Source organism: Streptococcus sp. 477 (assembly GCF_013277295.1).
GTDB classification, from domain to species: domain Bacteria; phylum Bacillota; class Bacilli; order Lactobacillales; family Streptococcaceae; genus Streptococcus; species Streptococcus pseudopneumoniae.
This window is the reverse complement of record NZ_VMMQ01000072.1, coordinates 1-12,784: the sequence shown is the minus strand read 5'-3', so window position 1 is coordinate 12,784 and position 12,784 is coordinate 1. Positions and strand designations below refer to the sequence as shown.

The 12,784-nt window shown below is 37.7% G+C and carries 8 protein-coding genes and 1 pseudogene; 3 read left to right on the top strand and 6 right to left on the bottom strand.

Annotated elements, in window-relative coordinates; genetic code table 11:
* Window positions 1-87: 87 nt before the first annotated feature.
* Together HT691_RS08525 and HT691_RS08520 are read right to left on the bottom strand one after the other, a co-directional pair.
* Entirely contained in the window at window positions 88-1,209 is a 1,122-nt protein-coding gene (locus tag HT691_RS08525) for a restriction endonuclease subunit S (RefSeq protein WP_007284838.1), read from the bottom strand.
* On the bottom strand, window positions 1,206-2,273 hold the full coding sequence (locus HT691_RS08520) for an AbiH family protein (protein ID WP_172925330.1): 1,068 nt from the start codon (window positions 2,271-2,273) through the stop codon (window positions 1,206-1,208). The genes HT691_RS08525 and HT691_RS08520 overlap by 4 nt, the downstream gene beginning before the upstream one ends.
* Window positions 2,274-2,533: 260 nt before the next feature.
* Here HT691_RS08520 and HT691_RS08515 point away from each other — a divergent pair, with 260 nt between their 5' ends.
* Window positions 2,534-3,775: a Fic family protein gene (locus HT691_RS08515; protein ID WP_172925329.1), complete on the top strand. Its 1,242-nt coding sequence runs from the start codon at window positions 2,534-2,536 to the stop codon at window positions 3,773-3,775.
* A gap of 111 nt (window positions 3,776-3,886) precedes the next feature.
* Here the strand turns inward: HT691_RS08515 and HT691_RS08510 are convergent, their stop codons facing one another.
* Entirely contained in the window at window positions 3,887-7,255 is a 3,369-nt protein-coding gene (locus HT691_RS08510; RefSeq protein ID WP_240148182.1) for a type I restriction endonuclease subunit R, read from the bottom strand.
* 411 nt (window positions 7,256-7,666) lie between these two features.
* On the opposite strand from HT691_RS08510, the gene HT691_RS08505 reads away from it, so the two are divergent.
* Complete coding sequence (locus HT691_RS08505; protein ID WP_000335401.1) at window positions 7,667-8,215, top strand: ImmA/IrrE family metallo-endopeptidase; 549 nt, start codon at window positions 7,667-7,669, stop codon at window positions 8,213-8,215.
* A gap of 10 nt (window positions 8,216-8,225) precedes the next feature.
* Window positions 8,226-9,503, top strand: a complete 1,278-nt coding sequence (locus HT691_RS08500) for an FRG domain-containing protein (RefSeq protein ID WP_023941419.1) — start codon at window positions 8,226-8,228, stop codon at window positions 9,501-9,503.
* 115 nt (window positions 9,504-9,618) lie between these two features.
* Here the strand turns inward: HT691_RS08500 and HT691_RS08495 are convergent, their stop codons facing one another.
* From HT691_RS08495 to HT691_RS08485, 3 genes and pseudogenes are all read right to left on the bottom strand, one after another.
* A complete protein-coding gene (locus tag HT691_RS08495) occupies window positions 9,619-10,866 on the bottom strand; it encodes a toxic anion resistance protein (protein ID WP_000134328.1) in 1,248 nt (415 codons plus the stop codon).
* A 21-nt stretch (window positions 10,867-10,887) separates the two neighbouring features.
* A complete protein-coding gene (locus HT691_RS08490) occupies window positions 10,888-11,694 on the bottom strand; it encodes a hypothetical protein (protein ID WP_172925328.1) in 807 nt (268 codons plus the stop codon).
* 661 nt (window positions 11,695-12,355) lie between these two features.
* A pseudogene (locus HT691_RS08485) lies at window positions 12,356-12,769 on the bottom strand (IS3 family transposase); the annotation flags it as partial.
* Window positions 12,770-12,784 lie beyond the last annotated feature (15 nt).

Here is a 12,784-nt window from a genome sequence, read left to right as displayed (position 1 = left end):
ATCCTCTAAAAGCTCACTTCGTTCGCACTCATTTTACGATAAACTCTTTTAAAAATGAATCACTGGGCTTTTGACGGTTTTAGTATCTTAGATAAACATTTTTCTGAGTAGGGTTTGTTTGCTTTCTTTGAGCTGGTTAACTTTTTCCTCTTGCTTGGCAATGGCCTTGTCTAAGTCTTGGAAGAAAGAACCGATAGCTTCTTGTTCAGGGAGAGAGGGAACGAAGACGGTAAATGACTGAATTGTTGGCAATCTTAGCGAATCAACCGTTGCCTTTACTGTATTCCTCATAGCATGCTGTTTAAAATCTTTTTTCATCTGCTGTAGTACAAACTTAGCGTTAACATCTGTAAAGTTAGAGATTTTATAAACACGTTGATGAACATCGAATTTCCCATTTACATAATGAAAAATTTCTCCTAATCTTCCTTCTCCAGGTATTAAGATAGCCTCTCCATCAAAAGAATATGAATTAATTCGTTTTACTTCTTCTGAACGAATGTAAAATGGATATAATCCATTCTCAACAGAATCTTGAACATCTCTACCACCAGTTTTTATATTCGTAACTTCCCCCAACTTCACTTCCTTCCAGTCATTTTCAAATCCTGCGAAGCGAAGGGCTGGTTTGGTTTGTCCTTTGGCTGGGAAGAGGAGTTTGAGGTAGGTTTTCTTCTGCTCTTTGAGCACCTCTAACTTACGCTGTTGAAGGCTAATGAGCTGGTCAATATCTTGGAAGAAAGTTGATAGAATAGAAATCTCTCTAAAATCATTAGGGATAACTAAACTAATCTCTGACATTACATTATTCATTAATTTCGGGTTGCCAACTTTTGAAACATATTTCCAAGCTTCGTTATTTAATATTTCTGCAATCACTTTATTAGCAAAACCTTCATCAGACAGTAAAACACCGTTCACATTTGTACTATAAAATTTTCCTTCCCTGTAATTTACCGTTCCAGCATTTGCTCCATCAGTTGTCCAAGTTATTGCTGTTTCAAATAGATATTTATCATAATAGCCTAATAACCCTTCATTTTTGGTTTGAGAAGAATATACAGGATATTTATAAGTATCTGTTTTTTCTTCTGATATCTGCGTTGTTGCTAGTACTTGTCCCCTAGTAACTCTAAAAATATCTGAGACTTTCACTTCCTTCCACTCATCTTCAAATCCTACAAATCGATAACTTGGTTGTTTTATCATATTACTCCTCCAACTATTTCATCTTTATTTGTATCTATAAATTGCAATTGATAAGCTTTATGAGCACCCCATGCCTTAAGTATTTTCTTAATAGTATATTCATACTTCTTATCAAACTGGTCTACATAAATGCTCACATTCGGTGCCTGTTTAAAGATTTCTTTAAAGTACGGAGCATCCACTCCATTCTCATCCCGAATACCAAAACCAATGAAGTAGATTTCTTTGATAGAACTTAAATTTTTGAAAAGGGATTCGTGCTTTCTAAGTTGCTGATGGACGGGCTTTCTAGTCAAATAAACTAAATTATGAAGAAAGTCACGTACCTCAGTTGGGTTATTTTGTCTAAATTTATCATAAGAATCCATTTCACGATTATGTCCAAATATTAGTTTATCTTCAGAAATACTTCCATGTATATGACATATTTGTTCAGAATTTATACCGTAGAAATCCTCTAATAACATACTATAATTAAAAGTTAAAAAGTAGGCATTTTTATTGTGTTCAACAGATTTCTTTCGTTTTAGTTTTTTTAGATTAGTAGGCATATTATCCCAATCAAGAATAAAACATTGAACCCATTCCCTAAATAAGTTTTCAATGTCTACTCTTAGAAATTTTTCAAGAATCGTTGCCAGTTCCTCAGAATATGTTTCTAAATTTTCCAAGACACAAGATGGCGGTATAATTTTCACCTCATTTATCCAACCTAAATCACGCTCCAACTGAGACCAAAAATTTTCTAATCTCATTAATTGCATCATATGTCGATAAATAAATTGATACCGTTCATGTTTATCTAACTGACCATTTCTAATTTTAGGCAGAGAATATCCATATATGTCTCTCAACTCATCTTCATTAACATATCGATGTTGTTCTTGAATTTCAATATCCTTTTCCCTAAAAAAGTCGCAAATTCCCTTTGATGTTTGCAACGACTCTAACAACTCATCTTTCCCATAAGCCTGCTGATAAACAAACTTCTTGAAATATAGATAATTCGTCTTCAAATCATGCGCCATATCAAAACCATTTCCGATAATAAATAATTTCTCCACTCTATCCCCCCTTTCTATTACTCCATTTTCTTATTTCTACACTTTAGGTTTTCTCTTTTTGATTTCTATTCTTCAATTTTACCTATTTTTACACTTTAGGATTGCCATCTATCATTTCTATTGTTCAATTTTGGCCATTTTTGCACTTTAGATAGGAAACTATGCTATTCTATTCTTCAATTTTGCCTATTTTGAAACAATAGATAGGCTTATTTTGTGATATAATGTTAAAAAACGTTGAAATGCGAGGATGACTACATATGAACTATAGAGAACTTAGAAAAATCTACTACAGTCATCGTGACCAGTATGAGGAAGAGTATCAACTACGCTTACAAGGATACAGTTCCATTAGAACATCTCTTTATCCTCATTTAATGCAACGCGATACTGTCAAAACAAGTCAATACCCTTTATTTGTAACCCTACATCTAGGGATTTCCCAACTGATGGAAACTATTTCACAGCAGTCTCAACGAATTAGTGAAATAGCTGATACCCTCCCTAAGATTGCCCACGATCAGTTTTATAAAGAACAGCTCTACCAATCGATTATTTCCACAAATGAAATCGAAGGTATCCATACAACTCGTAAAGAGTTGGTCGATGTGGAGAAACTCCTAGAGGAAGACCCCTATAAGACCGAACAAATCAAACATCTTTCCACCTTGCGAATGTACCAACAAATCCTTAAGGATGAATTTCTCCAAATCCAATCTCTTGAAGATATCAGAGGGATTTATGACCAATTAACACAAGGAGAAATCTCGCCAGAGGATGAACTCGATGGAGAGTTTTTTAGACAGAAATCGGTCTTTATCCAAGACGACAAGACTGGCAAAGTCATCTATATCCCACCTCAAAAGGAGGAACAGATTCAGGTCATGCTGACAGAGTGGATTCGTTTTATAAACGACCATTCTATCCCAAACCTTGTCAAGGCTTGTGCTGGACACTATTTTTTTGAAAATATACATCCCTTCTATGACGGTAACGGTCGGACAGGACGCTATATCCTTGCCAAGTACTTGTCTAGAAAACTCGATAAATTTTCAGGGTTAGTTTTGTCCCAACAAATCAATCACCATAAGCAAGACTATTATAAGGCTTTTAGGAATACTGGCGATTATCTCAACCGTGCCGATGCTACCTTCTTCGTTGAAACCTTGTTGACTTTTATCAAGGAAGGACAGGAAAATATTATCCAAACCCTCCTTGAAAAACAAGAGCAACTGAATCGCTATAAAGTTAAGATAGAGCAGACAGAAGGGCTGGAGGAAGTCGAGAAATACATCTTGTTTCTACTCGCTCAGTCCAAGCTCTTTGTTGATGATAAGAGAGATGGTATAGAAGATAGAAGCATCATCCAACTGGCCAATCAGTCCAACCATCATTACTCTAAGAAAAAGGTCAAGGATGCTTTCTTGCATCTTGAAGATAGGGGAATTTTGACCCTAATTGGTCGAAAACCTTCCCAACATTATCTTTCTGACTATTTTTAATACTCAATGAAAATCAAAGAGCAAACTAGGAAACTAGCTGCAGGCTGCTCAAAACACTTTACGGCAAGGCGACGTTGACGTGGTTTGAAGAGATTTTCGAAGAGTATAAACCTATCTCCCTCTTAGCGGTAAGATATCCTCTGAAATCATGCGCATATAGTCCTCTTTGAGGGCTTTTTTGTATTTGAGTTTTGGTAGTGCCTTGTCTCCGTGGGCTTCCTTATAGGCCAGATAGTCCTGAGATTCCGTAATGGCTTTTTCACCATTTTGCTTGTCTCGTCCGATGCGGTAGTTGTCCACTACGAACTGGAGTTCATCCTCTCCTATCTGCCAATAATCTGCCGTTTCACTAATCTTTTTCTGGGTTGTTAGCTCAATCATCTCATCCAACTTATGGGTCACAGACTGCCCCTGATAGCTCTTAGCATCTGCTTGGACATTCTGCCAGAGTTTGGAGATGAGGCTGGATAACTTGGGATTGGATTTGTTCAAATCTTCGATATAGTTATCTACCAGACCCTTTTCCTTTTTACCGATAAGGTTTTCCCGATTTTCGATCAAGGCTTGGATGAGAGAGAGGATATAGTGATAGTTTATCTCGTCGGTGCGGATGGATTCGAGCTCATACTCGATATCCAGCAGCACACCTTCATCTTCTTGGTCTTCTTTTCTGCGTCTGCGGAGTTCTTCGATGACATTTTGATATTGGCCGGCAAAGTTCTCGATGTCTTCTAGGCTAAGTCCAATCTCTCTGAGGATGACTTTCTCATCATAGTCAGAATAGACTTGTATAGAAGATAGGAGCTTGTCAAATTCTTGGAAGGCCTTGGCAAAGCGTTTTAATTCTGCATCTGTCGCTGTATCCAAATCCGGCACCTGCTCTGGACTTGGAGCGATGGCTAATAGTTGATGAACCTTCTCCAGAAACTTGGCCTTCTCCTCCTGCCATTCTGGGGCTAAAACACTGCTTTCGCCACCATTTGAGTAGAGGCTCAGAGCTTCATCCACCTTTTCTTTAAAACGGTCAGGCGTTTGGAAAGTAACGATTTGGCCGAATTTCTTGCCTTCATCAAAGAGGCGATTGGTTCGTGAAAAGGCCTGAATGATGTGCTGGGGTTTCATGGGCTGACGGTCCATGAATAGGGTCGATAGGCAAGGGGCATCAAAGCCTGTCAACAAGCGGTCCACAACGATAACCAAGTCCAACTGTTCCTCACGGAAGGCAAAGCGTTCTTTCTTACGGGCCAGACGGTCGTTGAGGTCACTATTGTAGGATGCAATGGTTGCTAGGCTAAAATGGGTACCAAACATGGCATTGTAGTCTTCTAAACTCTCCTCCATATAGGCTTGGTTGACATAGGAGTTTGCTTCATTTTCTGTCACAGAGTAAGTAATGGCAACCTTAGGGAAGTCTGGCAAAACCTTTTTAACATTTTCCGAAATGCTTAGAGACTTCTCTCCATTTTTGACTTGCTTAATCAGGTTATAATAGGCCTGCGCACGGACAATGCTTTTGACAGTCAAAATGGCTTCATAGGTTTTTCCTACCCCATTTTGGAAACCGAGTTTGCGTCTTGAGCGATTGAGAATAGCATCTAAAACGGCAAGCATATGTTCTTCGTCATCATAACGCTCCTCGTCAATCTCATCTTCTGCCCAACCAGGCATGGTCGTCTGATACTCCACATTAAAACCAAGAACCGCCTTGTCATGGATGGCTTCTTTGACGGTATATTGGTGGAGGCAGTCACCGTACTGCTCTTCGGTCGTCTGAGCAAGGTCTCCTTTTTGTTCACGTTTATTTTCTGTAAAGATAGGAGTTCCTGTAAACCCATACCAGAGAGAATTTGTAAAGAAGTGCTCTAGGTGGCGCTGGCGTTCAGGAGTCACTGCGCGATGGCATTCATCAACAACAAAGCCTAGTTTGAGTTGTTTGATACGATTGTAGACCTTTTGGTGACGGCCTTCATCAAACTGACGAATCATAGCATTGATTTTCTGGATGGTCGTCACAACGACACGGCGGTCATCAGAAGCTAGATTTTTAACCAATTCCTGTGTATCATCGGTCTCGTCGATATCGATCATATCGTTCTCTGCGTAAGATTGAAAAGAACTAGTCGTCTGCTGGTCAAGGTCTGTCCTATCAATCACAAAGATTGTCTTCTCAATAGATGGTATCTGAAGCAGATTGCGCGAAACCTTATAGGAGGTCAGGGTCTTTCCTGAACCGGTCGTATGCCAAATATAGCCTGACTGGCGCTTGCGACTGGCTTCACGGATAGCCTCAATGGCATGTACCTGATAGGGGCGTAATAAAATCAAGGCCTTCTTGTCATCATCAATGACAGAATACTGCATGACCATCTCGTGGGCTCTCGGTATCGACAAGACAGACTCTGCAAAGTCAAATAGTTGAGGTTGAGGTCTATTTTCACTATCCACCCACTTGGTCAAGAAGCGCTCATTTAGCTTGTTGGCTTTGGCAGCTGCGATGTAGCGGGTGTCTGTGACATTAGAGACGACAAACATCTGAAGACTTGAAAAAATGCCTCTGAACTGTCCTTCTTGGTCGTATTTTTTAATCTGACGGAAGGCATCCATGTAAGGATGAGAACGGCTTTTTAGTTCAATCTGAATCATAGGCAGACCATTGATCAGCAAAGTCACATCCCCACGACGCTGGCGAATCCCTTCTCCGCCTGTGATGACTTGATTGACAACCTCATAGCTGGATTTGCCACCAGCGACATTGTTTCTCCACAAGACTTCCAAGCGAATGGTGCCTAAACTAGCATCTTCACGTTGAACCTGCACCTTGGCAATGCCATTTTCCCCTGCTATCCACTTGGCTGCTTCGTAGAAGTTGACGAAATTGAGCTGGTTTTTAATTTGATTTTTCTCTGAATTTGTAAGGGGATGGTCTTGCAAAATGCGGACATTATTGGCTTCCAGCTTGGCAAAAAAGTTTCCCCATAGGAGGTCTTCTGTATTTAACTCAGGTCGATACACCCATTGACTTTCTCCCTTTGTCAACCGGTTGATCAAATCTCGCTCGATAGCCAATTCCTGTTTGGTTTTGGCTTTACCTGCTACAGGGATAGCAGTCTCATCTTTGGGAGAGAGTCTCTGGCTGATATGGAAATCCTGCAAGGCGGCTTGATTGAGATATTGCAATTTTTTGAGAAGATCTTGCTCTGTCCCTTTAATGGCTTGATAGCCTTCCGTCAATTCTTTATCTGCATCTAGGTAGTGATGTGGGTTCTTCTTTATTTGGATATAACCCTGCACCAAATCTTCTAAACGTCTCAGCTGAATAGCAAGCTGGTTCTGGAGTTCCTGAGAATTGCTTCCAGATGCTTCTTTCTGGTTGATAGCTTCTAGGTATTCTACGATGGCAGTATAACTAGGCTGCAACTCAGGTGCTGAAACGATGAGTTCTTGTTCTAATTCTTTTGATAACGTGTAAGCCATGTTCATACCCCATTTCTACAACGCAAAAAGCCTACCAAAAACATTGGTAGGTTTTGAAAATGGGTATGAAAACGCGAGTTTATATATATATATATATATACAAGCTAGTTATTTGCTTAAATCTGAAAACCATAGGGACTCTTCCTTTTCATTCATCCAAGGCGTTGATAAGATCGAAAAACAACGCCTTTACTTCCTTCTATTGTATCATAAAAGACTAGTAGTGAAAAGGTTTCCCATGGTTTTATCTCTTATTTCAGAGTAAAGGTAGTTTCTTTCTTAAATTTTCAATCTATCTATAGACTAAAAGATCTTTTTAGTTTAGAATAGTAATATAAACTATTTTTGTATCATGATAACTTAGAATAATTCATAATTTTTTAATAAAAATAAAAAATATAAATAGGAGAATTTATAATGTGTAAAGTCTATAAATATAGCGAACTATACTCAACAGATTTTATGTCTTATTTTGACAATAAAAAAGAAGTAATATCAGACATTGAACTTCAATCAGATGAATATAGTATAGATATTGATAAAATTATTGCTGAATTAGGAATTGAGGTTATAGAAACATACTTCGATTCGCATTCTGGAAAATATGATGCTGACACTAAAAAAATGTATGTTAATATTTTGGAACCGCTACAGCGTCAACGATTTACTAAGTCTCATGAATTAGGCCATTTTGTGTTAAAACATGAAGGAATTTCTGAACGTGAACAAACACCAGTAGCGAATGCTAAAGAAAGAGCTGCTAACCAGTTTGCAGCAGAACTACTAATGCCGCAAAAGTTAATCATAAAAGCAATCGATAGAATGGCAATAGATTATTCTATGACCTGGGAGGAATTAGATACTTTAAATGATGAAATTATTATTACTTATCTTGCTGAAAAATTAAATGTGTCCAATCCGGCTATGAAATATAGACTTATTAATTTGGGTGTATTGTCCATTTAAGGAGAATTTTATGTTACTTAGGGATAAATTCTATGAAAATTTAGGGACCTATTATTCATCCCCTGAAGAAATAAAAAATCAACTGAATTCAAAAATCTTTAATGATTTTAAAATAGTAATAAATATAATTGGAATAAACCAACCTCAGGAAGATTTAACACCAATTTACAAAATTCAAAATCTAGAACTCTCATCAACAAATAAAAACTCTAAATTGCAAGATGAAATCGATGATATCAATAAATATTTATTAAGTGCAGGTACGGGATTAGGATATAAAGATGAAAAAAATTCATGGAGTTTATTTTACTTAATAAAAGAAATGATTACATCGTTTCAAAGACAAGGCTATAATTACTATAGGGGACAAAGAGAGGATTGGGAAACAGTACCAGGGATATTTAGAAATTTACAAAATAGTGAAGGAAATAAATACTGTAACACTTTTGAATCTCTTTATCTAAATATCTCTAGAGAATTTCCTGATGAAGTTAAATATGTCCCTTTAAATCAAGAAATGTTAGATATCCGAGCTGATGAATTAGCTATCTTACAACATTATGGTTTGCCAACAAGTCTACTAGATATTTCCGAAAATCCATTCATAGCCATGTTGTTTATGTTAGGTTTTGGGAAAATAAAAAATCCTCAGTTAGAGTTCTATAAAATTGACTCCAGCAATGATAGTGAGAATGGAATAATTTCTTTAGTTCATAAGAAAATTACAAATAAGAGAATACGGGCACAAAAAGGTGCTTTTATAAATTTTGATAAACTTATTAAATTTATAAATTTTAAAAAAAATGAAATAGAATTAGAAAATTATAAACCTATCGATAGAATTATTCTAAATATCAAATTTAATATAGAGGCCTCTATTAAGTCTTTAAAAAATCAGCAAAGCTCTAATCATACTAAGCCAGAAGATGATCTATCTTCTAAAAATTTAGACGGAGTAATTAAATTTTTAGAAGGAAAGTCTGTCAAATCAGGTTCTGATAAAAATAATCAAGAGGAAAGAATTTCTGGCGACTACTATGAATTAATTCAAAGAGAACTTTTACGAAAGTTAAAAGAATACAATTATGAAACAAATGCCTTATTTCCAGATTTTTCAGACTATTTGATTTATAAATCTAAAGAATTCGAATTAAAAGATGATAAAAAATCTAATAGAGCGGTACTTAATGAATTAAAAAAAAATTCAAATAACCTGCCTTATCATAAAAGCAAAAAGAATAGAAAAGGTAAATATAGAATCACAAGAGTCTGGAGAAAAAGTCTTTGAAATCAAAAAAACGCATAATATCAAGAATTATACAACCTTGATATTATGTGTTTTATTGTAGAAAGATTTACTTCATTTTCTCCTGAAATTGAGTTTTTCCCAGCATCCTTGTGTATTATTCTTGTACTTCTTTCTGAGCAGCCTTGCCTTGGTCGAGAAGGGCTTGGACGATTTTCTCATCGCGTAGTTTGACAGAATCGTTGATCATTTCTGCGGACTTGACGATGGTTGTTTCTAGTTGGGCACGTTTCTGGCGTCCCAATTCAATAGCTGCGACGATACCTTGGTTTTGAGCGACCAGACTTTCAGCCAATTTGGTAACAGACTCAACAGCGACTGTCGGGCTTTGGGCAATTCTTTCCATCTGCGGAATCACTTCCTTGCTGGTCTCAGCTAGCATCTGAAGGGCAGCATTATTGGCATTGACAATGGCATCTGCCACGACACCTGATTTCATGGATTGTTGCAAAATACCCAGTTGGGCAATGGAAAGTTTCATTGTCGGAATCGTATTACGACGAAGCATTCCCAATTTTTGGCGCATATCAGATGACACCTTCACAAGATTTCGCATCTGAGGTGTTGTTGCCCAGGCAACATAGAGACGGCTGACATACTCAGTATGTTGTTGTTCAAGGGTATTGACCACTTCAGCCATGCGGGCCAATTCTTGTGACTTGGTTTGGTATTCTACCGTACTTGTATCGAGTTGGTCAGCTTGAGCTTTCAGTTCTGCAGCGCGCTTGCCAGCTTCTGTCTGGCTGGCTTCGATAAAGGAAATCACTCCCACTAGATTTTCAATGGATTTGGTATTGTCCTCAATCAACATCTCAGCAGAGACGATATTTCGAGCTAGCACATCTTCTTGCTTGACCACTGCGGCAGCCATGCCATCGAGCTTTTGCTCTACTGTTTTTGAGTCAAAGTAAAATTCCTGTAGGGTATTCTTGCTCTTGTTAAACAATCGTTGCAAAAAGTTTGGCTTTTCTTCTAACTCAGCAATTTCAGCGTTCTTGTATTTGACTACAAAGCCTTGCAACTCACGGTTGGTATTCTTGAGAAGATCATCCACTTGGGGAATCTGCAGTTTCTTTTGTTCTGACAAGATACGGTTGACCGTATTGTTCACACCTTCTACAGCAGATTGGCCAAAATCCAAAAGAGCATTTTGATTGGTGACAAACTGGTCTACCAACTGGGGCACGTGCGCCTTAATCCCTTCTTGTTGCTCAGGGCTCAGCTTCTCAAGGAAGGTCAAGGTCTTGTCCGAGCCAGTATTGGTCTCGATGATTTGGGTTGTCTTATCCACCTTAGCTACCGTATTATTGGCAATCTGGTCAATATCAAAATTAAATTCTGTCATGGTTACTCCTTTGTTTCTAACCTATTCTTTACGATCTTTTTCTAGGATACGCAAACTAATATCAAAATCACGCATATCTGTTTCATTGAGTTCTCTCAACACCTGGTCCAGCTCAAGGTCAAATTGTTCGATAGCTGATTTAGCTTGCTGTAAACGTTCTTCTGCTCGATTATAGTTTTTAGGATTGGCCTTAATCTTTAAATAGCCTTCTAAAATCGTTTTGAATTTCTCCATCTTCAAACTATGAATGGCCGTCAATTCTTCCTTATCCCCCTCGGCAGAGGTGGCAATCTTGTCTAAAATAGCCTGATAGTCAACGGCAATATTATCCAAGGTCTGAGACAATTCTGGAGCTAGTTCCTCTGGCTCCGCATTTTCAAGTTCTACCTGACTTTCTCTATCCAAACGTTCTAGCTGAACATCGATGTTTGCCCTTACTGTACGAACCTTTTTGTCAATACGGTTGTAGATATCAGCATCGATATAGGACTTGAGACAATCCGCCTCCTGATGGATTTCCCTCAGTTCGATCAATACTTGATTGGCCAGACTCTTATAGGAATCTGAACCTTTTTCTACTAAAGTTCCCTCCAATTGCTGAATATCCTTGTCCGCCTGACGAATACGAGCTTTTAAAAGCTCAATCCAATCGTCGAGAGAACGATCCTGCAAAAGAGGATAGCGCCAACGTTTATAGAGACGATAACCACCATAGCCTAGCAGGACACAAGCCGCAAGTGGGAGAGCATATTGAACCAAAAGGCCCAGTAAGAACAAGAAGCCCCAAAAATAGAGACAGCCTTTGCAAAAACCATTACCTGATTTCATAAACATTCCTTATTTTCAATTTATAAATCTATTTTAGCACAAAAGAGCAAAATGAGGGCGGAAATCCCCTAGAAAAGAGTTGATTTCTTTGCTGTAGAATGGAGGCTAGTAGAGCGTGGGCTAATTTCAGTAAAGCGGACTCAAACCACAGGCTTCAGTGTTATAAGATTGCGAAATGACCTCTGAGGACATATCAAAACAAAAGCTTGAAATATCGGAGGGGTTGTGTTAGAATGAACTTACAATGTGAGTAAAGTTACAGCATATGTAACTAAAAAGCCCCACCGTGCCACCGATGGTTTTTTTTGCTACCCTCTTAAAGGGTTAACCATTACTTCTTACGTTTCTTAAGCCATAACTTGAAAAGCTCAGATAACACGTTAATAAGTAACAGAGCTAGAAACACTGTGAGTAAAGTTTCTAGCATATGTAACACCTCCCTTCCTTAAATTGAGGGGGCCAAAATATAGTAGATTGAAACTAGAATAGTACATCTGGATTTCTAAAATATTACTAGAAATTGATTTGATTGTCCTGATTGATTTGTCCTATTTTTATTTTATTTCACTATATTATATCATCAAGATCACGTAATTCCCAAACAAAAACGCCTTTATGTGTATGTACTGATGTACTGACCCCAAAAAGTTAGACAATTAATTTAAGCAAAGGATTTAGTTCTGTATTGCACAGGGCTAAGTCCTTTTAGTTTTACCTTAATTCGTTTATTGTTGCAGTAATCAATATAGTCTACAATAGCTTGTTCCAATTGATTAAGCGATTGAAACGACTTCTCATAACCGTAAAACATTTCCGATTTCAGAATCCCAAAGAAGGACTCCATCATACCATTGTCTGGGCTGTTACCCTTACGTGACATAGATGGTTAGATTCCCTTATTCTTTAAAAAATGACGATAGAAATCGTGTTGGTATTGCCATCCTTGGTCACTATGGAGAATTGTATTTTCGTAATGGTTCTCTGTAAAGGCTTGTTCTAGCATAGCTTTCATTTGTACTAAGTTCGGCAAATAGGAGATAATTTCACTGTTAAAGCCATCTAAAACTGGTGATATAGTTGCTTAGTTTCA